This is a genomic window from Winogradskyella schleiferi, from assembly GCF_013394655.1.
Lineage (GTDB): Bacteria > Bacteroidota > Bacteroidia > Flavobacteriales > Flavobacteriaceae > Winogradskyella > Winogradskyella schleiferi.
In genome coordinates this window covers 2,224,611-2,247,869 of sequence record NZ_CP053351.1, presented here as the reverse complement: position 1 = coordinate 2,247,869, position 23,259 = coordinate 2,224,611, and the positions used below count along the sequence as shown (strand labels likewise).

General features: G+C 34.8%; 16 protein-coding genes. 6 read left to right on the top strand and 10 right to left on the bottom strand.

Annotated features, from left to right (window positions below; genetic code table 11):
• Nucleotides 1-213 precede the first annotated feature (213 nt).
• The 3 genes from purL to HM990_RS09725 form a co-directional block, all read right to left on the bottom strand.
• The gene (gene purL / locus HM990_RS09735) at nt 214-3,912 is read right to left on the bottom strand and encodes a phosphoribosylformylglycinamidine synthase (RefSeq protein ID WP_178988751.1); all 3,699 of its coding nucleotides are present in this window, start codon (nt 3,910-3,912) and stop codon (nt 214-216) included.
• 175 nt (nt 3,913-4,087) lie between these two features.
• Nucleotides 4,088-5,875: an endonuclease gene (locus HM990_RS09730; protein WP_178988750.1), complete on the bottom strand. Its 1,788-nt coding sequence runs from the start codon at nt 5,873-5,875 to the stop codon at nt 4,088-4,090.
• A gap of 28 nt (nt 5,876-5,903) precedes the next feature.
• A complete protein-coding gene (locus HM990_RS09725) occupies nt 5,904-7,115 on the bottom strand; it encodes an RsmB/NOP family class I SAM-dependent RNA methyltransferase (protein ID WP_178988749.1) in 1,212 nt (403 codons plus the stop codon).
• Nucleotides 7,116-7,258: 143 nt separating this feature from the next.
• Here HM990_RS09725 and HM990_RS09720 point away from each other — a divergent pair, with 143 nt between their 5' ends.
• Nucleotides 7,259-8,305: a WD40/YVTN/BNR-like repeat-containing protein gene (locus tag HM990_RS09720; RefSeq protein ID WP_178988748.1), complete on the top strand. Its 1,047-nt coding sequence runs from the start codon at nt 7,259-7,261 to the stop codon at nt 8,303-8,305.
• Nucleotides 8,306-8,391: 86 nt separating this feature from the next.
• Here the strand turns inward: HM990_RS09720 and HM990_RS09715 are convergent, their stop codons facing one another.
• Complete coding sequence (locus HM990_RS09715) at nt 8,392-8,742, bottom strand: hypothetical protein (protein WP_178988747.1); 351 nt, start codon at nt 8,740-8,742, stop codon at nt 8,392-8,394.
• Nucleotides 8,743-8,905: 163 nt separating this feature from the next.
• Here HM990_RS09715 and HM990_RS09710 point away from each other — a divergent pair, with 163 nt between their 5' ends.
• Complete coding sequence (locus HM990_RS09710; RefSeq protein WP_178988746.1) at nt 8,906-9,430, top strand: hypothetical protein; 525 nt, start codon at nt 8,906-8,908, stop codon at nt 9,428-9,430.
• Nucleotides 9,431-9,517: 87 nt separating this feature from the next.
• On the opposite strand, the gene HM990_RS09705 is transcribed toward HM990_RS09710, so the two are convergent.
• On the bottom strand, nt 9,518-10,252 hold the full coding sequence (locus HM990_RS09705; RefSeq protein ID WP_178988745.1) for a hypothetical protein: 735 nt from the start codon (nt 10,250-10,252) through the stop codon (nt 9,518-9,520).
• A 98-nt stretch (nt 10,253-10,350) separates the two neighbouring features.
• Nucleotides 10,351-10,953, bottom strand: coding sequence for an acyl carrier protein phosphodiesterase (locus HM990_RS09700; RefSeq protein ID WP_178988744.1), 603 nt, complete (start codon nt 10,951-10,953; stop codon nt 10,351-10,353).
• Nucleotides 10,954-11,550: 597 nt separating this feature from the next.
• Here HM990_RS09700 and glmM point away from each other — a divergent pair.
• Together glmM and HM990_RS09690 are read left to right on the top strand one after the other, a co-directional pair.
• Nucleotides 11,551-12,939 carry a phosphoglucosamine mutase gene (gene glmM, locus HM990_RS09695; RefSeq protein WP_178988743.1) on the top strand — a complete coding sequence of 463 codons (1,389 nt, stop codon included), beginning with the start codon at nt 11,551-11,553 and terminating at the stop codon, nt 12,937-12,939.
• A 102-nt stretch (nt 12,940-13,041) separates the two neighbouring features.
• Complete coding sequence (locus HM990_RS09690; RefSeq protein WP_178991937.1) at nt 13,042-14,553, top strand: aminotransferase class V-fold PLP-dependent enzyme; 1,512 nt, start codon at nt 13,042-13,044, stop codon at nt 14,551-14,553.
• Between the two features lie 243 nt (nt 14,554-14,796).
• Here the strand turns inward: HM990_RS09690 and HM990_RS09685 are convergent, their stop codons facing one another.
• On the bottom strand, nt 14,797-15,687 hold the full coding sequence (locus HM990_RS09685) for a lysophospholipid acyltransferase family protein (protein WP_178988742.1): 891 nt from the start codon (nt 15,685-15,687) through the stop codon (nt 14,797-14,799).
• 59 nt (nt 15,688-15,746) lie between these two features.
• On the opposite strand from HM990_RS09685, the gene HM990_RS09680 reads away from it, so the two are divergent.
• Nucleotides 15,747-16,406 (top strand): rhomboid family intramembrane serine protease, encoded by a 660-nt coding sequence (locus HM990_RS09680; protein ID WP_394351752.1) that lies wholly within the window; start codon nt 15,747-15,749, stop codon nt 16,404-16,406.
• Between the two features lie 13 nt (nt 16,407-16,419).
• On the opposite strand, the gene HM990_RS09675 is transcribed toward HM990_RS09680, so the two are convergent.
• A complete protein-coding gene (locus HM990_RS09675) occupies nt 16,420-17,574 on the bottom strand; it encodes a TlpA disulfide reductase family protein (protein ID WP_229719426.1) in 1,155 nt (384 codons plus the stop codon).
• A 154-nt stretch (nt 17,575-17,728) separates the two neighbouring features.
• On the opposite strand from HM990_RS09675, the gene mnmE reads away from it, so the two are divergent.
• On the top strand, nt 17,729-19,135 hold the full coding sequence (gene mnmE / locus HM990_RS09670; RefSeq protein ID WP_178988741.1) for a tRNA uridine-5-carboxymethylaminomethyl(34) synthesis GTPase MnmE: 1,407 nt from the start codon (nt 17,729-17,731) through the stop codon (nt 19,133-19,135).
• A gap of 77 nt (nt 19,136-19,212) precedes the next feature.
• Here mnmE and HM990_RS09665 read toward each other — a convergent pair whose 3' ends face one another.
• Both HM990_RS09665 and HM990_RS09660 read right to left on the bottom strand, forming a co-directional pair.
• Nucleotides 19,213-19,557 carry a hypothetical protein gene (locus tag HM990_RS09665; protein WP_178988740.1) on the bottom strand — a complete coding sequence of 115 codons (345 nt, stop codon included), beginning with the start codon at nt 19,555-19,557 and terminating at the stop codon, nt 19,213-19,215.
• A gap of 408 nt (nt 19,558-19,965) precedes the next feature.
• Nucleotides 19,966-23,259 (bottom strand): ABC transporter permease/M1 family aminopeptidase, encoded by a 3,294-nt coding sequence (locus HM990_RS09660; RefSeq protein ID WP_178988739.1) that lies wholly within the window; start codon nt 23,257-23,259, stop codon nt 19,966-19,968.

Below are 23,259 nucleotides of genomic sequence, written 5' to 3'. Positions count from 1 at the left end.
AATAGTTAGGTTTAAGTTTTAAAATAACTAAAGATATTACATTTTAATAGCTTAAAAAATTGGATGGTATTACTCTATTACCATTAATGATAAAACCGTCGTTTTGAAAAAAATAAATAAAGCGGTGTAAATAAGCTCGTATATATTCAGAATAGAAAATTAAATAAATCCTAAGAATAGGTTCGTCCATTTTAATTTTCGACTACATAAATTTTAACTATTGTTATTAGCTTCAATCCATAACCTAGCATTCACAAAAGCTTCCAACCAAGGCGAAACTTCATCCTTTCTTCCTTCTGGATAATTTGCCCAATTCCATGGAAATGTAGAGCGCTCAATATGAGGCATAGTTACTAAATGTCGTCCTGTTTTATCGCAAAGCATGGCTGTATTAAAATCTGAACCATTTGGATTGGCAGGATAGTCAGCGTAACCATATTTGGCGACAATATGGTATTTGTCTTCTGAATAGGGTAATTTGAATTTTCCTTCGCCATGAGAAATCCAAACCCCTAAAGTACTTCCTGCTAAACTAGAAAGCATTACGGAATTATTCTCTTGAATTTTTACAGACGTAAAGCCGCTTTCGTGCTTTTTGGAATGGTTATAAGTCATTTTTCCGTGATCCTCATGTTCAGGATTCACCAAATCTAATTCCATCCATAACTGGCAACCATTACAGATGCCAACAGAAAGCGTATCTTCTCGTTTGAAGAAGTTTTTAATCACTTTATTCGCTTTCTCGTTATATTTTATCGCGCCTGCCCAACCTTTGGCGGAACCTAAAACATCAGAATTACTAAAACCGCCAACAGCGCCTAAAAACTGAATATCTTCTAAGTTTTCACGACCAGAAATTAAATCGGTCATATGCACATCCTTTACGTCGAATCCAGCTAAATACATGGCATTTGCCATTTCACGTTCAGAATTACTTCCTTTTTCTCTTAAAATTGCAGCTTTTGGGCGTGTTTGATTCGAATTAATTTGCGGAAGATTTCCTGAAAAATGATTCGGGAATGAATAATTTAAGGCCTGAATTTTATAATTATCAAATCTTTCCTTTGCCAACCCGTTTGCGGTTTGCTTCTGATCTAGAAGATAAGAGGTTTTAAACCACATATCCCGTAATCTTGAAATCGTCATGCTAAATACTTGGTCGCCATTGGTGATACCCAAGATATCACTTTCCATAACACGTCCTAATTTGTGGAATTCAATATTTGCATTTGCTAATACATCTTCAACCGTATCATCCTCAGACTGAAAAACGATTCCTGCATTTTCTGCAAATAACACTTTGAACGCATCTTTTTCATTGATTTCTGTGATATTTAATTCTGCTCCTAAATTATTATCAGCAAAACACATTTCTAATAAAGTGGTAATTAAGCCTCCAGAAGCTACATCATGTCCTGCAACAATTTGATTGTCTTTTATTAAACTTTGAATGGTGTTGAAAACCGTCGTAACATAATCTGCACTTTTAATAGATGGCGTGGTATTTCCAATTTTATTATTGATTTGAGCGAATGAACTTCCACCTAATTCATAAGAGTCCTGAGAGATATTAACATAATAAATTGATCCTTTTCCTTTTTGAAAAACGGGTTCAACCACCTTAGTAATATCATTACAATTGGCTGCTGCAGAAATAATAACCGTTCCGGGAGAAATAACATCGCCTTCAGGATATTTTTGTTTCATGGAAAGCGAATCCTTTCCTGTTGGAACGTTGATGCCTAAATCAATTGAAAATTCTGAAATCGCTTTTACAGCTTCATACAAACGTGCATCTTCGCCTTCATTTTTACATGGCCACATCCAGTTTGCTGACAATGACACACTTTTTAATCCGTCTTTAAGCGGTGCCCAAATCATATTGGTCAATGCTTCAGTAATTGAATTTCTGCTTCCTGCCACAGGATTGATTAATCCAGAAATAGGAGCGTGGCCAATCGATGTTGCTATGCCTTCTTTACCTTTAAAATCAAGAGCCATAACGCCGACATTATTTAATGGCAATTGTAAGGGCCCAGCACATTGTTGTTTCGCTACTTTTCCACCAACACAACGGTCAACTTTATTAGTTAACCAATCTTTACAGGCCACAGCTTCAAGCTGTAGAACTTGGTCTAAATAATCGTAGAATTTATTGGTATCATAAGAAATACCACTATACTGCTTTTCAACTGTAATGTCACTCATCACAGTTTTAGGAGAACTTCCAAACATATCTTCTAAGGCTAAATCCATTGGTTTTTCACCAGATGTTTTAGACTCAAAAGTAAATCGGTGTTTACCTGTCACTTCACCAACATCATAAATTGGTGAGCGTTCTCTATCCGCAATGTTATGTAATGTTTCTAAATGTTTATCAGCAATTACCAATCCCATTCGTTCTTGGGATTCGTTACCTATAATTTCTTTAGCAGACAATGTTGGGTCTCCAACAGGAAGTTTGTCTAAGTCTATTTTTCCACCAGTATCTTCAACCAATTCCGATAAACAATTCAGATGTCCACCTGCACCATGATCGTGAATGGAAACGATAAAATTTTCATCACTTTCCACCATGCCACGAACAGCATTGGCTGCACGTTTTTGCATTTCAGGATTAGAACGTTGCACAGCATTTAATTCGATACCAGAAGCCAAAGCACCTGTGTCAGCAGATGAAACCGCAGCACCTCCCATTCCGATTCTATAATTGTCTCCACCAAGGATAACGATTTTGTCGCCTTCTTTTGGCATATCTTTTAAAGCTTGGTTAGCCTTTCCGTAACCGATGCCTCCAGCTTGCATTATGACTTTGTCGTAAGCTAAAGCCCCATCCAACTTCCCCATTGGTGAAGAGCTAGAACTCTCGATATGTTCAAAAGTTAAAACCGAGCCACAGATTAACGGTTGTCCAAATTTGTTTCCAAAATCGGAAGCGCCATTACTCGCTTTGATTAAAATGTCCATTGGTGTTTGGTACAGCCATTTGCGTTCAGGGAATGCTTTTTCCCAAAGCCTTCCTTCCTCCAGACGTGAGTAAGAGGTCATGTAAACTGCTGTTCCTGCTAACGGTAAAGAGCCTTTTCCGCCAGCCAATCTATCCCTGATTTCACCACCAGAACCTGTTGCTGCGCCATTAAAAGGTTCAACCGTTGTTGGGAAATTGTGTGTTTCTGCTTTTAGGGAAATGACGGATTCAAAATCTTGGGTATTGTAAAAATCAGGAATATCAGCACGTTTTGGTGCAAATTGCTCTACGACTGGTCCTTTTATAAAAGCAACATTATCTTTATATGCTGAAACTATATCGTTCGGATTTTGTTTTGAGGTTTCTTTAATAAGTTTGAATAATGACGTTTCTTTTTCTTCACCATCAATAACAAACGTACCATTGAATATTTTATGACGACAATGCTCAGAATTCACTTGAGAGAATCCAAATACTTCAGAGTCGGTTAATGGTCGTCCTATTTTTTTTGAAACACTTTCAAGATAATCGACTTCTTCGTCGCTAAGTGATAAACCTTCTTGTTGATTGTATTCGGAAATATTTTCGATATTCTGAATCGATTCTGGTTGAATATCAATGTTGAATATCTCTTGATTCAAACTTTGATATTTTTCAGAGATCATAGGATCAAAGTCCTTATAATCTTCAGGGACAGCAGTAAATTCTTCAATTCTAATAATATCAGAAACTCCCATGTTTTGGGTAATCTCAACGGCATTTGTACTCCAAGGCGTAATCATTGCAGCTCTTGGTCCAACAAAAAAAGCATCAATTGATGCTTGTTCTATTTTAGGTTGGTTGCCGAATAACCATATCAATTTAGAAACGGTTTCGGTTGATAATTCTTCTGCTGTTTGAACAGCAAATACCTTACTGTTTTCGTTTCCAAAGAAGTGGATCATTTAATGTTGTTTTTAACGTGAAAAATATTTATTACAAAGTTAGTTCATTTTACGATAAACTTCATAAGAATTGAATTTCAAATAATGAAGTATTCAACAAGTTTTAAACAAAAAAGCAGCTTGTCACTTAGCGTAATCCAAGTGCAGCTGCTTTTCATTGTTGTGATTATTTTATTTATTGCTTTACCAACTTCTTAGTTATGGTAGAATTACCTTGTGTGATTTTCACGATGTAAATTCCAGATTTTAAGGCTTGGAGATTTAAAGCACTTGTTTTATTGATTGTGTTTTTAAGAACACGTTTTCCTAAAATATCATAAATCTCTATGCTAGTATCCACATTAGATTTTAAATCTAAAGTTAAATTGTTATTAACAGGATTTGGATACAGTTTTATGTTTGATGCATTAAACTCATCTGTGCTCAAAGAAGAATAGCAGGTGTAAGAAAGGTCATCAAAGACAACTCTATTACCTGATCCACTATTACCGTCAATGACAACAGAAACATTATTTTCTACATTGATATTTGGTATTACAATAGTTTGAGAGGTATCATCATAAGGTATAGTGCCTATCAAATTCCCATTGACGTTAAGATTAAAAGTTCCAGAAGAACCACTAAATACGCGTTTTGTGGTTACTGTTAGGATTCCGATACCACCAGAAGTTGATGGTAAATTTAAAGCACCGTTTCTAACTGTAATAGCAGAAGTTCCGTTAAGATCTTGATCGGTTCTAGCATCTGTAGCGCTCCAAATCCCACCTTCGTCTCCTGTCCAATTGACATCTGAATATGAGCTAATAGAAGTATCTAAATTCGTGAAAGTCTCGGTTAAGCAATCAGGACTTCCAGTTCCACTATTAGTAGTTGATTCACAATCCTGATTACTAAAACTAGATTCATTGCCAGCTGCATCTTTTGCTTTTACAGTAAAGCAATAAATTGTATCAGGTGCTAAACCAGTTGCCATTGCTGTTGTATTTGCAGAACTGAAGGTATAAGCTCCGTCAATATAGACATCATAGGAAGCAACTCCGATATTATCTGTAGAAGCCGTCCAACTCAAAACAATAGAGTTATCAGTTGGGTTAGACGCTACTAAATTTGTCGGGTCTGAAGGCGCTTCCGTATCTGGAGTCGGATTCCAAATTAAGTTGGCATATTCTGGGTGATCTACAAAAGGATTTGCATTGCCTTGATAGTTATAAGCTGCGTTATTTCTATTGATTTCTCTTTGGTCCACAGGATCTATATTGTAATGCCAATCCAATAACATATCAACAGCCCAATCTTCTAAAGCTTGGTTTTCTGTGCCGTTAAACATATCAAAACTTGTATAACCATCAACCGTATCTTCGTAACGTGTTACAAAATATAGAATTGATCTTGCAATATCGCCTTTAAATTCGTCTATAGGCTCGAAAACATTTCCGGAATATCCAAGCACATTGCTATTGCCACGTTTAGAACCGTTTAAAGAAGTCCAGCTTGCAGAACCAACAGTTCCAAAAGGTAAACTACCTCTTTGTCCATTCGCAAAACCATCGCTAGGAACTACATGATGTATGTCGTTTTGCATTGGAGAGGCACTTCCAAAAGACGATTGCGGAATGGTATGCTCACGATTGTAACATACACCTTCTGCGTTATAATTTCCACATTGGTTAGAGCCATGATTAAACGTGTAAGGATCTGTTCCGTTTGGGTTTTCCGTATAATACAATAGTATAGTACCATCATTTTCGTAACCACTTTCGGCAATATTATCGGTATGTGTAGTTACGTAACCATCATATAAGCTACCGTAACCTTGATCAATATGTCCATTAGAAATAATGGTTTTTAATTGGGTTTTTAAGGCAAAACCTGATAAGCCATTTGCACTGTCGTAATAGTTTGTAGGAATTTGCGCAAAACCAATGCTAGTAATAAAAATAAATAATAGGTAAAGATGCTTCATATTTAAAATCGTTCAATTGTTATTTGGGTTATTTTTTTTCTAAAAGTGCCATGTAAAATCCATCAAAGCCAGATTTGTAGGCCAATACTTTTTTGTCTTTGACAAAAGTAAAATCTTTTCCGGCTTCAGATGTTAAAAATTTGTCAACTTGTTTTTGATTTTCGGAAGGTAAAACAGAACAGGTGGCATAAACCATTTTACCGCCAGACTTTACCATTTTAGAATATTGTTCTAAAACTTCCAATTGCGTTTGTTTGATACTTTCTATAAACTCTGGTTGTAGTTTCCATTTCGCATCCGGATTTCGTCGTAATACACCTAACCCAGAACATGGCGCATCAATTAATAAACGGTCAGCTTTGCCATGTAATTTTTTAATCGGTTTTGTAGAATCTATGACTTTCATCTCAATATTGTGAACCCCATTTCTACGAGCTCTAACCTTTAATTTTTTCAGTTTACTTTCGTAAATATCCATAGAGATAACCTGGCCTTTGTTTTCCATCAAAGCCGCTAAATGCAAGGATTTTCCACCTGCACCTGCACAAACATCCACAACCTTCATACCAGGTTTCACGTCTAAATAATCAGCTACTAATTGGGAAGACGCATCTTGAACTTCGAACCAACCCTCTTTAAAAGCTTCAGTCACAAATACGTTTGCACGTTCCGTTAACTTTAAGGCATAAGGATGATTTGGTAAAAACTCGGTTTCTATATCCTCGGATTGTAGTTTGAGTTGTAAATCATTTTTATTGGTTTTAAGTGTGTTGACTCTAAGAATAACATCAGCTTGCTCGTTTTGCATGGCTATTTCTTTGGTCCATTCTGCTTCGCCTAACTCAGCAACACCCAATTCATCCATCCAATCAGGAATGGATTCTTTGTATTTTCTGATTTTGGATAGTTCGTCAAATCGGCCCTTTATTTTTCGGGTAGGTGTGTCTGTAAAGTATTTCCAGTCTGGTAATTTAATGCCTTTTAGCGTGGCCCAAACAGCAAACATTCGCCAAAGGTTGTCTCTGTGGTATGGTGCTTTTACATCTGCGATTTCAGCATATAGTCTTTGGTAGCGCACAATAGTGTAAACCGTTTCTGCTACGAAACCTCTATCGCGACTTCCCCAACGTTTATCTCGTTTTAGTAATTGTTGAATCACTTTATCGGCATATTCCCCTTCATTAAAAATAAGGTGTAAACCATCTATTACGGCAAAGCATAAGTTTCTGTGTAATCTCATAATCGGTATTGAATTTTTCAGTCTTCTTTTGCTGTTGAATAGTTCTGCAAAAAAGGACGTGCAAAGGTACACATTTGTTTAATTGTTGGGCTAATTAACTTTCAAATTATAAAGCTTTGTTATTTTTAGGAAAAATTAGGAGTATGCGTGTTTTAATATTTGTTCTGTTGTTAGTAGGATTATATTCTTGTAAACATGATGAATTAGTAAAATCTAGAAATTTTACGAAAGTAGAAATTGAAACGTTGCTGCAAGATTCTTTGTTGAATGTAAGAGCTTTGGAAATAAACGAAGGAAGAGTTGTAGCGGCTACATCTTCAGGTAAAATTCTAAGAAGTGTTTTGTCTTATATGCAAGATTTTGAAGAGGGGAATTATTGGTTGTCAACAGAGGATTCATTAATACCAAGCAATTTTAGAGCAATAGCTTTTCAAGGTGATTATACTTTTACCCTATCAATTGGAAATCCAGCTAAACTATTTCAAGATGGTTCATTGGTTTACTATGAAGCAAACCCAAAAGCCTTCTATGATTCTATGGACTTCTGGAACGATCAAGAAGGCATCGCCATCGGAGATCCAACAAACGATTGTATGAGTGTTATCATAACCAGAGATGGTGGAGACTCTTGGACAAAAATATCTTGTGACGATTTACCAAAAGCGAAAGCAGGCGAAGCTGCCTTTGCAGCAAGTGACACTAATATTGCTATAATTGGAGACCATACTTGGGTAGCCACAGGTGGAAAAGCAAGTAGAATACTATACTCACCAGATAAAGGTAAAATCTGGGACGTTTACGACACACCAATTATTCAAGGCAAAGAAACGACGGGTATTTATTCCATGGATTTTTATGATGAAAAAAACGGATTCGCCATTGGTGGCGATTATACCAAACCAAACGATACATTGAACAACAAAATAAGAACCAATGACGCTGGAAAAACTTGGCAAGTTGTGGCTAATGGAAAAGGTCCTGGTTATCGAAGCTGTATCCAGTATGTTCCAAATAGTGACGGAAAAGAGCTAGTTGTTATTGGATTTAAAGGTATTGATTATAGTAATGATGCAGGAGATTCATGGAAGCATTTAAGCGATGAAGGTTATTATACCATTCGGTTTTTAAATGATTCTGTGGCTTATGCAGCAGGTAAGGGTAGGATTAGTAAATTGACGTTTAGGGAGTAATACCCTTTATCCCTCAAAATAATTGGTATAAAAAAAGTGCTCTGGAATTACCAAAGCACTTTATCTGTGTAGTATTTATATAAGATTTAAGGAGCTGTAATCATTTCTTCAGCTTCAATGGCTTTAGTATAGTTGGCTTTTACTTTACTCAAAAAACCAAAAAACTTGCTGCCGTCTTTTTTCTTTAGTTCCACATGGACGTCGCCATTAGCTTTGGTCATAACATCATTAATGACCACCTCATTTCCATAGACACTTTTATAACGGGTCACTGTACCTCGTTTTATTAAAATGTTGGGTTTTGGAAATTTGATATAGTGATATGATTGTGACAGAGGTGCTTTAATTATAAGTTCATCACCAACTTTTGGTTCACTTTGTGCACTAACCATAAAACAGTATCCGAAAAAAAATAGGGTAAAAAGTAGTTTTTTCATAATTATAGTTGTTTAAATTAGTAATAATGCAATAATATTTAAATTTAAGTGGTTTTACAAGAACTTTAGAGATACCTTAACAAATGCGAAAAGCATTGATATTTAAAATTTTAATTTTACGAATTTTAGTTCTATTATTTAATCAAATTAATTTTACAGAAAGATGAAATTACCAGGCATAGGATCAAGAATCAACCATAACGAATACGGAAAAGGAGTGGTTACCAACGTCACGTCAAAACACTATTGGGTCACATTTATAGAAAACGGATTGGAAACCATAGATCTGGATTCGGAATTTGAAGTTATTGAAGCCGCCGAAGACGAAGTGGATACCATCAGTTTTTATGAAGTAGAACGCAGTTTAAAGTCCATACTAAAAAAATGGTCCGATGTTTCCGAAGTCATTAGTATAGCAGATAAATGGAAGGGCGGAAAACTCATTATACAACCAGGAGACACTAACTTAAAATCCACAGAGTTGCCGATTGATAAATTCTTTCATAAAATCACTATGGTTCGCGATCGCTTACGTGTTATGGAGCAAAAGATAAATTCCAGTAATCTGGAAGAGCAGGAAAAGATAGACCTTCAACAATATATTACAAGAAGTTATGGCAGTTTAACGAGTTTTAATGTGTTGTTCAAGCTGAAGAGTCAACAGTTTGTAGGGCAGCGGCGTAAATAGTTCACAGATGACAGTCCTATGTTGGTGGTGAAAAGTGAAAAGTGAAAAGTGTAAAGATTACAAGTTAACTTCAAAAAATGGGATAATTTATAATCTCAAACCCTTAACCTCACTGATCTCCAAACCAAACACCAAAAACTTATGGAACGTAGGCAACTGGGCTCCACTTTCGGTAGTTATCCAGTTTTCCCATGTGGCTTCTAAACCCTCAATAGGTAGAATATGAACCCACATTTGAAAGCTTTTAGGTTTTCCATTGGCATCTAAATGCCATAAATAAGAATCTCCTGGTGTTGTTCCTCCGGAAGTATAGGTGACCAAAAGCGCCTCTTTATTCGATTCGGTTTTTACCAATCGACGTTCTACACCTGGATCAAACACTTTGTAAGGTGCCACTAACCAAAAGGAATCGTTGTTAAAATAGCTTTCAGCTTTACGGATATAATCTTGCTTTTCTGCGCCATTGTATTCTTGTTCGGCTACAAAGACTTTTGAATTATTTCGATTTTCCAGATCTAGAATAACGGTTAAATGATCCCAGTAGACTTCACACGTTTTGTCCGATTTATACCATTTATAGTGGTGTCTGCCCTTAAACGTCCATTCCAAATAATCGGTATTGAGATAGGCCTCCTCATCCAAAGCTTCGAGCATTTTGTTTGCTAGTTGATCGGCATTGGCGCCTTGTTGTCCCGTTGGTAAGTCTTCATCGAATTTTAAATACATAAACCCAAAGAGTAGGACTGTCGGTAAAGTAAAGAAGATGATAACGCTTCCAATTATTTTTAATGCTTTTTTAAATTTAAATGGTTTCTTTGTCATTATCGGTATCGATTGTTTTTTGAGAAATTCAGGAATCATTTATTATTCAAAGATAACAGAGCGTTCTATAATTTTTATTTCATATTCCAATAAAAACCTTAGAACTTAAAATCTCGTTCTATCTCTATTCGTTTTTCAGCACTGAAAACCATTAATTCTTCAAAAAAATCAGTAAAATCTTTTTCAAAAGCATCATAATGTGTTCTAAGTTCCTTAGTAGCTTCGTTCATTTTAGAACGCCCTTTTGTTCTGCGGTTCATACCATTCAGAACCAACTGAATACCTTCAACCGTTGCATAACTGATTAACCAATTCCCTTCAATCATAATTGGAGTCAATTTTTGAAAACGTGGTGGAAGAATAGCCATGTTGTTTATTAAGCTTTTATAAAAGTCTGCGATGTAAATATCTAGTGGAATATCTGAATAGTTCTTCCAGTTTTTAGCCAAAAAATGATCGTAAAATATATCTACAATCACACCACTGTAATGACTATAACCTTTATGCAATCTTTTGGTACATCGTCTAAAAATAGGATGTGCATCCGTAAAGGTATCAATATGGCGATGCAGTTTAATGCCTATTTGAATTTCAACAGGATACAATTTGTATTTATTCCCCCTAACTCCATCACCAACAAAGTTTCCTATGGTAATGAGTTCGTTGTCTCCAGAAAGGTAAATATGAGCCAAGAAATTCATCGGTCGAAATTACAAATTCATGATCACATAATAGTTTAGTACATAATAAAAATTGTCAGTACGTATATATTCAATTTCCCGATGGGACAAGAATTTGTGTTAATAAATTCATTTCTAATGCATTGTTTGGGAGTTTATTATAAGGCCTTAATTTTTAATCTCTATAAATTTTGCCACGAATACACGAATTTACAGGTTTTCTATAATATCAAATAAAATAATTGACTATCTATTTCACAAATGATACAGACCTAAGGTCTGTTCCAAAGATTTATAGACTTTCATTTATCGCAAATATAAGATTCGTGTATTCGTGGCAAAAAATCAATTGCTTTTATTTTTGTCATGTATTTGGACTTAATAGCTAAAATTGATAATAAATTAAAGAAGTGGTTTAAGCTTTTTTAACGGGCTCAAAAAAAAATGTCCTTTTGGAAATATTTTTTGTCGTTTTTTCTTTCCTTAGTGATGCTATGCAAGCAAAAAATACCTTCAACTATCCACAAAATGATTAATTTCCGCTTCAATTCTAAAAGTTTAAACCACTTCTAGTATAAAACGGTATATCTATTTATATTTGCTGAAAATCAAAAATTTATGACATTAATAAAATCAATTTCAGGAATTCGTGGCACTATTGGCGGACCAGTAGATGAAAACCTAACACCAATAGATGCCGTTAAATTCGCAGCCGCTTATGGTACATGGTTAAAGCAACAGCGTAATAAAGACAACTATAGAGTCGTTGTTGGGCGTGATGCTAGAATTTCTGGAGAGATGATTCAGAATTTGGTCATGAATACTTTAGTTGGTTTAGGGATTCACGTGATTGATTTAGGCTTATCCACAACACCAACGGTTGAGGTTGCGGTGCCAATGGAACATGCCGATGGTGGTATTATTTTAACGGCAAGCCATAATCCAAAACAATGGAACGCCTTAAAGCTATTAAATGCTAAAGGTGAGTTTTTAAATGGTGAAGAAGGACAGAAAATATTGGAGATTGCGGATTCCAATACAATGAATTTTGCAGAAGTTGATGACTTGGGGAAAATAACCATCAACGATGCCTATATTGATTTACATATTGTTGAAGTTTTAGCATTACCATTAGTCAATAAAAAGGCCATTGAAAAAGCAAATTTTACAGTGGTTGTCGATGGTGTGAATTCTACAGGAGGAATCGCTATTCCTTTATTGTTAGAACGTTTAGGTGTGGAGCCTGTAAAATTATATTGTGATCCAACGGGTCATTTTCCTCATAATCCAGAACCTTTAAAAGAACATTTAGGCGATTTGGCAAAAGCGGTTGTAAAGGAGCATGCTGATTTCGGAATTGTAGTTGATCCAGATGTTGATCGTTTGGCATTTATGGATGAAACCGGCGAAATGTTTGGCGAAGAATACACTTTGGTTGCTTGTGCAGATTACGTGTTGAGCAAAAACCCTGGAAATACCGTTAGTAATATGAGTTCTACGCGCGCACTTAGAGATATTACCGAAAAACATGGAGGAACGTATGAAGCTAGTGCTGTGGGCGAAGTAAACGTGGTAGCTTTAATGAAAAAAAACAAGGTCGTCATTGGAGGTGAAGGAAATGGTGGTATAATTTATCCAGAATCACATTATGGTCGTGATGCTTTGGTTGGCGTTGCGCTGTTCTTAAGCTTATTGGCTGAAAAACAAATGAAGGTAAGCGAACTTAGGGCCACATATCCTAATTATTATATGAGTAAGAAGAAAATTCAATTGACACCTGGATTAGATGTCGATGGTATTCTGAAAACCATGGAATCCAATTATAGTCATGAAAAATTAACGACCATCGATGGTGTAAAAATTGATTTTGCAGATAGTTGGGTGCATCTACGTAAGAGCAATACCGAGCCGATCATTAGAATCTATACTGAAGCACCTTCGCAAGACGCTGCCGATACTTTGGCAGATCGTTTTATTGCAGAAATTAAGGCTATTGCTAATATTTAGTATCTTTAAATGAAATCTAGAACTCATGAACCCTTAGGGGAAATGAGTTTTGAATTTCGAATTGATTCCTTTTTTATAATGGGATCTGAAAATAATAATGTTATGACTTTGATTTCTGAAACTAAAAGGCAAGATATGGTAACTGATTTAGAAACCTATTTCAATCAGTTCAGAAAGCATATTATTGGTCAAGAACAATCCTTTGTGTCGCCTTATGGCGAACAAAAAATCATCTATACGGATTGGACTGCTTCTGGTCGTTTATATCGACCTATTGAAGAAAAACTGACGAATGATTTTGGACCGTTTGTAGCGAACACACATACGGAAACAACTGTTTCTGGTACGGCTATGACCAAAGCTTACCATAAAGCAAGGCATATTATTAAAGACCATGTCAATGCCAATGACGACGATATCCTTATCGTTTCAGGTAATGGAATGACAGGAGTGGTCAATAAATTCCAACGTATTTTAGGCTTAAAAATTCCTGAGAATTTAAAAGCCTTTACTAAGGTTCCAGATGAAATGCGACCTGTAGTTTTTATTTCACATATGGAACATCATTCTAACCAAACTACCTGGCTAGAAACTATGGCAAAAGTTGAGGTAGTGCCGCCTAATGAAGAGGGTTTATTTTGCCTGAAGAATTTAGAGACTTTATTGCATCAATATAAAGATTGTACCATTAAAATTGCATCTATAATAGACGGTTCTAATGTTACAGGAATTCAGATTCCACATCATGAGGTTGCTAAATTGATGCATAAACATGGAGGGGTTTGTTTTGTGGATTTTGCCTGTTCTGCACCTTACGTAGCTATTGATATGCATCCAATTGATAAAGATGCTCAATTAGATGCCATATTCTTTTCGCCTCATAAGTTTTTGGGTGGACCTGGCTCTTCTGGTGTTTTGGTTTTCAATAAGAAATTGTATAAAAATATGGTGCCAGATTGTCCAGGAGGCGGTACGGTAAGTTGGACGAATCCTTGGGGCGAACACAAATATATTGATAATATTGAAGATCGAGAAGATGGTGGTACACCAGGATTTCTTCAAACTATAAAAACAGCTTTGTCTATTCGTTTAAAAGAACAAATGGGAGTGGCTAATATGCTGAAGCGGGAACATGAACTTGTAGCGATCATCTTTGAGAAACTTGGAAATATTCCTAACATAAATATTCTCGCAGGTCAGCATAAAGATCGGTTAGGTGTGATTTCTTTTTATATCGACGACTTGCATTTTAATCTTGCTGTGAAACTGTTGAATGATAAATTCGGGATTCAAACACGTGGTGGTTGCAGTTGTGCGGGTACTTACGGGCATTTTTTGTTGCATGTAGATCAGCAAATGTCTCATGAATTAACGAATGAAATTTCCATCGGAGAGTTAGTGCGTAAGCCAGGTTGGATTCGTATGTCTATTCATCCAACAACCACAAATGCTGAAATAAAATTTGTTTGTGACAGTATTGTTGAATTATCCAAAAATCATAAAACATGGTCTAAAGATTATGACTATTCCAAGTCTAATAATGAGTTTATTCATAAATCGCTAATTGAAAGCGAAGGGTCTGAATTAGATGTGGATGTTTGGTTTGAGATGTAAAAAGAATCTCCTGTGATTCGCTGGGTTTTCACTTTATTAGATGTGTATTGCGAGGGTTGTGCAATTTATTTACTTCCATTTTAAAACTCCAGCGGAGCTTCATATCAATAGAAGTTTTTAATATTATCTTGAAGCAGCACAGGTAAGATATCGTTAGAATTTTGCTGTAAATTTTCAGTTGTAAACATTAAAACAATTTTTTAATCCACCTCAAAAGATTCCTTTTTTCAAAGGAATTTGTGTTCAAAGGAATTCGGGTGGCACCTTGTCTCTATGCTTCCAGCGTCTATGTGTCCAAAGATAATACTGAGGTGCTTCTATAATCTGTTCTTCCAGTAGTTTGAAAAATATATCTGTAATTTCGTAATCTTCAAATTCTTTTGGATGTTCTGAAATGGTCTTAAAGGAGGTTTCGTAATAACCGCGTTTTAGACGTTTCACACTAAAAAACACCACAGCCATATCCAATTTTTTTGCCAATATTTCAGCACCTGTATACATAGGTACTTTGATGCCCATAAATTCGTTCCAGTGGAATGCTTTATGCGCTTTTGGCGTTTGGTCAGATACAAAACCGTTAATGGTTAATTCACCTTTTCGTTTACTTTTTAGCAGAACATTAAAGGTTTCTTTAGTCGTAATAAGATGTGAATTATATTTGGCCCTGAGGCGTTTTACCAGTTTGTCAAAATATTTATTGTTTAAGCGTTTGTAAACAGCAAAACCTTTGTGTTTTAAGTAGGTCTGTAAAATAAAAATCCATTCCCAACTGCCGTAATGCCCACTCATTAAAATAATACTTCTATTCTTGGCTTCTAAATCATTGAGTAATTCAACATTGGTAAACTTAAACCGCTTTTTTATTTGCGCTTCAGAAATCGTCAAGGATTTAATGGCTTCCACCATCATGTCACAAAAGTGATGATAGAATTGTTTGGTAATTGTAGCAATTTCGTGTTCAGGTTTATCAGGAAAAACTAATCTAAGGTTCTCTTTTACAACCGATTTTCTATAACCAAAAACTCTGAAAATAAAAAAACAAACGATATCAGAAAGGCCATAAAGTAATCTAAACGGTAAGATTGAAATTAGCCAAAGAATAGGGTAAACTAAGATATAAGCAATAAGTTGCATTAAAGTATGATTGCATTTAAGCACAAATATATATATTTGATTTATAAGATTTAGATTTTATGGACAATTTGGGAATAAGCATAGTCACGATTGTAATTATCGCAGCCAACGGAATCCTATCATTTAAGGGATTTAATGATCGCAGTTTTTTTGAAAAGTATAAGTTTAATGTTGGTAGCATAAGACGAGGCGAGCAAATTAGAATGTTAAGTTCTGGATTTCTTCATGCGGATATTACCCATTTTTTGTTTAATATGTTTACCCTATACTTTTTCGCAGAGGCCGTAATCAGGCCGCTTGGCTCTTTTAATTTTCTCATTATTTATTTCGCTAGTTTGATATTTGGGAATTTGCTTTCACTTTATTTTCATAAAAACGACTATTGGTACAGTGCTATTGGCGCGAGTGGTGCCGTAACAGGAGTTCTATACTCGGCAATCCTCCTAAATCCTGGCATGAGTTTGTATATGTTCTTTGTACCCATTCCAATTCCAGGCTATGTGTTTGGTATTGGCTATTTATTGTACTCCATTTATGGCATGAAAAAAAGAATTGGCAATATTGGTCACGATGCGCATTTTGGTGGTGCTATTGGAGGTTATGTTATTACTTTAATATTAATGCCAAGTTTATTTAGAACTGACTTATTGTATATAGGTTTGTTGGCCATACCGATTATTATACTTTTTGTTTTACATAAAACGGGAAAGTTGAATTAAAGGTATTGATAATTTAGTTTTTTAACAATTCTTCTACTTTTTGTCTTAGAGCGTTTCCTCGAAGATTTTTGGCAACGATTTTTCCGTCTTTGTCAAGAATGTAGGTTGCTGGAATGGACTTAATATTATAAAGTTGCGCCACTGGATCATTGAAATATTTTAAATAAGACACCTGAGTCCATTTAAGTTGATCTTTTTCAACCGCATCCAACCATGCTTTTTTTGGATCTTTTTGTCCACGTGAACCATCTAAGGACACACCGATTATTTCTAATCCTTGGTCATGAAATTCATTGTATACTTTAACCACATTTGGGTTTTCCCTTCGGCAAGGGCCACACCAAGCTGCCCAAAAATCGATAATGGTGACTTTTCCCAAAAGGTCATTAAGCGAGACCATTTTGTCATCTGGTGTAGGTGCTTTAAAATTAGGCGCTACTTTCCCAACTTCCAAATTGGCTGTTTTCATTTGGATGTTGTAGAGGTTATCTAATCTTAGTTTAATTTCTGCGCCAACTTTGGATGATTTTAATGTTGCATCTAAATTATTGAAGGCTGCCCTATATTTTTCGACATCTAAATTAGGGTCTTTTAATGCGTCTTGAATAAGATATAAACTAAAAAAATCATCGTTGTGCTCATTTATATAATCAACGGTAAATTCTGTTTTTTTATTTTTTATGGCCTCGATTTGTTTGGTCAGTACTTCTTGTTTTGCCATATCCCTTTGAGACCTTGCTCTTCGCATTTCAGAATTAAGTTGTGCTATTTCTTTTTCTATATCCTTTAAGCCGTTTTGATAGGTTTCATATATATTTTGGGATTTAGAACCTGTTATTTTCGACTCTGATATTTTCGCTTTATTGATCTCAACATTTATTGCGCTGTTTTCTACCATTATGGGTAGTTTTCCGGGAACACTGTTTACCGTAATGTGATATAAGGTTGGCGTGTCCATTTTGCCTTCAAACGTAAACTGCTCGTTCACCACCATTTTGGTATCAACCGCCTTATCCCTTCCTTTTTCATCTGTTTCATTTAAATGTACCCTTACACCATTATAAACACCCTTGGCCGTACCATTGATAATATAATTGGTGCGTTTTGGTTCTTGTTTACAACTAAAAAATAAAAGACTTACGATTGTGTAAATGACTAGTTTTTTCATAATTAACTTGGTAATAGTATTCTGAATTTAGAGTGTTACAAATATAAAAACAAAGCTTTAAAAGCAAATATATAAAATGAATCTCTTCAAGTTGCGTATTATAATATTTAAAGAATCCCATAATTTACAATACTTTTGCAACAAATAATTGAAGATGCATAACGATACTATTGTAGCTTTGGCGACGCCCTCTGGAAGTGGCGCCATTGCGGTTATCCGCTTATCAGGACAAGAAGCGATCTCTATAGCTTCAAAATGTTTTAAATCGGTTTCCAATAAGGATTTAGCACAACAGGCGACCCATACCATTCACTTAGGTCATATTGTTGATGGAAGCCGAACTATAGATGAGGTTTTAGTGTCTGTATTTAAAGATCCAAATTCTTATACAGGGGAAAATGTGGTAGAGATCTCATGTCATGGTTCGTCTTATATCCAACAAGAAATTATTCAATTGTTTTTAAGAAATGGCTGTCGAATGGCATCAGCGGGTGAGTTTACACTTCGTGCATTTTTAAATGGAAAACTAGATTTGAGTCAGGCGGAAGCTGTAGCCGATTTAATAAGTAGTGATAATGAAGCATCCCATCAAATTGCGATGCAACAGATGCGTGGCGGTTTTTCTTCTGAAATTGCCAAGCTACGCGAAGAACTGCTCAACTTTGCTTCTTTGATTGAACTGGAGCTCGACTTTGCAGAGGAAGATGTGGAATTTGCCGACCGCACACAATTTAAACAATTGATTGAACGCATCAATTTTGTTTTGAAACGTTTGATTGATTCCTTTTCGGTAGGAAACGTGATAAAAAACGGTATTCCTGTAGCCATTGTCGGCGAGCCTAATGTTGGAAAATCAACCTTATTGAATGCTTTACTAAATGAAGACAGGGCGATAGTATCTGAAATTGCAGGCACCACAAGAGATACGATTGAAGATGAAATATCGATTGGTGGTATTGGGTTTCGGTTTATTGATACTGCAGGTATTCGTGACACTAAAGATGTGGTGGAGAGTATTGGGATTAAAAAAACATTTGAAAAGATTGAGCAAGCGCAAGTCGTCTTACTTTTAGTTGGCAGTCCGCAGTTGGCAGTTGGCAGTAGTGCGGTTGAATCTTTTAAAATTGAAATAGAAAAAATAAAGAATAAGTTTCCGCAAAAGCAGTTGTTGGTGATCTTAAATAAAATAGACCAAATTACGGATTCAGATTTAGCAGAACTGACTACAAGCCTTGGGTCACACACTGAAAATCTGATTCCTATTTCTGCTAAAACTGGTTTTGGCGTCGAGCAATTAACTAATAAACTGCTCAATTTAATTAATACAGGCGCTTTACGTAATAATGAAACCATAGTTACCAATTCCCGTCACTATGATGCACTGTTGAAAGCTTTTGAGGAGATACAGAAGGTGCAATACGGACTGGAAACCGATTTATCTGGCGATTTGTTAGCTATAGATATTAAACAGGCTCTATATCACTTTGGGGAAATCACTGGTGAAATTACCAATGATGATTTGTTGGGTAATATTTTTGCTAATTTTTGTATCGGGAAATAAATAACACAAAAAAAGACGTTATTTAAATGTAACGTCTTTTATTTTATTTGAGGTTTTTACCGTAATTAAAGTTATAGCTAATCTACAGTTGGTAAAAACCGAACAGGAACATAGTAAATCTTGTTGTTACTATCCTTATCCATAGTAAGTTCTTTTAGATTCAAACTTGTTCTAATGAATTTTGTAATGTCATGATTACCCGAATCATCCGAGATTATAATAATTTCGTTATTCGCATTTAATTTGAATTTTACCGTAACAATGGTTTCATCATAAATTCGCAATTCTGAGTCTATATTAAGAAACCTCTGGATTTGTTTTGATACGGATTGTATGTCGTCAGAAGAATTTGCTGTGAATGCAGATATGTGAGTGCTAAATGATATTAGCGTAACTAACACTAATGTTTTAATTGTTTTCATTGATTTTTGATTTAATTGATTGATGATTTTTTTAATTCAAGAAGCGCTAACTATCTATAACGCCTTTTACTGTTCCAAAAATTGCTTTTTGTTTTGTTTAAAGTTCCTTTGAATTGATTAGCGTTTGATGCTGTCATGATTTTTGATTTTAGTTGTTAATTGATTAATGTTGTTATAGTTGTAAGACGACCATTCAATTAAAATGTTACAATAGAATCAACAATAAAGTCATAAAAGAAAGCTATTTCAAATAATAATGGTGATAGATTTTATTAGATAAGTCAAAAGTATTACTAAAAAAAATTAAGTATTAATTTTGATTATTCTTGATAGAAGTTACTCCTAAATTGAATTGGCGCAAGGATAATGGATGAGTTGTCTTAATTTCTGGATAAAATTACGCTCATGTTAATTAATTTCTAATTCACCTACAGATTCAAAAAGTTCCTTGATGATGTGCTGTTGATTGCCTGGTGTAACTTCTTTAAAATAATTAAGTAAGTCTTTACTCGTTGCGTACCTTTTTGTTTTAGTTTTTAACTTACCATTAGCGGTATTCCAATCTTCAAGAAATCGCTTTAAAGCAGCATTTACCTTTGCTTCTCCAATAGTTTCCTGAAGTTTGCACATGTTAATGGCACCTTTAGCATAATAAATATAGTCTTGATTATCTACTAAAGCTAAAGTCGGTTCTACTCCAGATTCTCTGAGTTTGCCTTCCTCGTATTTCTCTAATTGCAACTCTAAAAATTGCTGAACCTTTTCTTTTGGATAGTGCGCTTGTAGAACCATCATGGCAGCATATTGAGAAAGTGTTTCCAAAATAAAGTATTGCCCTTTTACATTTGCGGCTTCTACTTGCATAGCAAACCATTGGTGGGCAATTTCGTGTGCAGTTACATAAAATGCCATATCTACATCGGTTTCATCATCAATATCTAAAACAAAACCTATAGATTCTGAGAATGGAACAGTGCCTGGAAATGATTGTGCGAATTGCGCATAACGTGGAAATTCCATAATACGCAATTGTTCATATTGATACGGACTGAAATTTGTGCTATAGTAATCCAATGACGCTTTCATAGCCATCATCATTCTATCTATGTTATACTCATGACCTTTATGATAGTAAATTTCTAAATCTACTTGTTTCGAAATAGCATCAGATTTTGAAATCCATTGGTCTTTTTTTATGTCATATTTTGCTGAAACAATTGAGTAAAAATCAATCATTGGAATTTCCATTTTATAATGAAAATAATTACGATTATTTTCTGTCCATTCTTTCAATAAATTCCCAGGAACTAATGCTGTTTGGCCAATGTCTGTTCCTATAATCATTTCAAAATTAATACCATCAGAATCACTACCAGATCTTGCATTAACTAATTCTTTAGGGTCATTTCTATTAGCTCTATTGATTCTTTCAGGTAAATTATATTCTGAACGTTCATCCCTATCACTTAGCTCATATTTTTTGTTGTAACCTATTGTTGGAAAGTCTTTATTGTTAAAAAATGTTCCATTTTCAACAATATTAGCATTTGAATTACCTGCTTCAAATCCATTCGTAGTGAATGATTGCTTAAAGTTCATTTTAATTGAATCTTCAGGATTCAAAGGGCTATGCAACTGATAGATGGTATAATCATAAGTAGCGTATGTATTATTTTCTGTTGCGCCTCCATCAAAAGTGACAGCATCTAATGTGATATTCTCTTCAATTAGTTTCTGAATATGAATCTCATTAATGGGTTGCGCGTTGGTGTTTTTTAATATATAATACCCTTCCGCAGTATAATCTCTTGATGAAGGATACAATTCCACTTTTAAATTCACATCTACTATTTTGGGCTGTGGTATATATTCAAACTGTTTGAGTTCTTTTTCATAAGCAACTCTAAATTCAGTTGCTTTAGTATTGGTCCAATAGGTGTTTAAAATATTCGTATTGTAAAAGATTAAACTTCCCACTAGTATAAATACTAAAAAGACCATAGAACCAACTTTAAAAAGCGGCTTGCTCAATCTGTTTTTGCTAGCTCTTATGCGTTGCATTAAATTGGTTTCAGTACCTCTTACGTTTACTAAAGACCCAATAATTAGTAATAGTATTCCTAAGAGAAACCAATACAATTTAATTAACAGATAGGGTTTTAAAAAATGACCATAACCATTCATATCAGAATACGTACCTAAAGCGCTTCCTCCAAAAAAATATAAATCGTGATCAAACCCGAATAAACCTAAAGCAACATTGGCTATAAAAAATATAATCACCAACATTATGCCTACAAACTTATGGTTTACCACAGATTGAATAAAAAATGCAATGCATGTATACAGTGCTAAAAACGGTAAAATCTCTAAGAAGAAACCATAAAAATAGACTTGGAATTCATATTTGTAATACCCACTTAATGTTTGAAATAGAATTCCTGAACCAATTAGTGCGAGCATTAATACTACATACACTACGTTTAATCCAATGTATTTACCCATTAGTTTTATAAAACTAGACATTGGTGTTGCGTCATAGATCAAATCTAATTTAGCACCTCGCTCTTTCCATACCAATTCACCTGAATAAAACACTAAAATTATTATGAAGAAATAAATAGATGTTTCTTTGAGTTCTTCAACAATAAAATAGGTTGCTGGATAGCTATCCACACCATATACAGTTCCAAGATTTACGGAATTAATGAGAATGATAATCATCCCACAAATAACAATTCCCCAAAATGATGCTTGCTTGCAAATACTGATAAAGTAAAACCAAGAAAATTGTTTTAATTGATTCCATTTTGAAAGTAATCCATATTGCTTTGTAGCTTCAGGAATTTCTATATCACTAAAAACACTAGTGCTTTTACCAACTAATTTTTCAACTTGCTTTCTCTTTGATTGCTTTTCTTTAACAACATTAAAATTGAATTTTTTATACCCATAGATTAGTGCCAGTATTCCTAGAGACATCCAAAATAGTTTGTTATACAGCAATGCTCCAACAAAAGGAAGCTCTTGGGTACTTTTTTCTAACGCTGACCAAGACTTTGTAGCAAAAGTGGTTGTTGTTAGCGAAAATGGATCTAGAATGGCTTGCCTAAATTGATTTGTGATAGCTTTGGTTAGCATAAAAACCACAAATAAAATAATACCCTGTGTATAGACTACCACCAGGTTTCTGCTTAAAGCACCTGTAACAAAAAATAACGAAGCTCCAAAAAATAACGTTGGCAGCGTTACCACTAAAAATGTCTTTATATAAACAATGGCATTAAACCCTAATAGATCTTCTGGATTATGCCATGGCATAAATTCGCTTAGCATCATGCCAAATAAAATACCTGTAAATGCAAATAGCAAAACTGCAAACGATCCTAAAAATCGACCTAGTAAATAATCTCTTTTGTTGATTGGTGCAGAAAACAGCAATGATTCTATATTGTATTCAAAATCCCTTAGTACGGAAACGCCCATAATCATTGACGCTAAAATCATAAATATACCGGTAATGGCTCCCATAGTTTTTGCAATCACTATGGGTGAATTATTTTTCATCAACCCCATGTCTGAACCTTGAAAAATAAAGTCAACACCAACAATTGAAAATAGAAATAGAAAAAGGAAGAATACATAGGTGTCCAGTCGTTTAATTCGGTATTGTATTTCGAACTTAAAAATAGTATACCACAT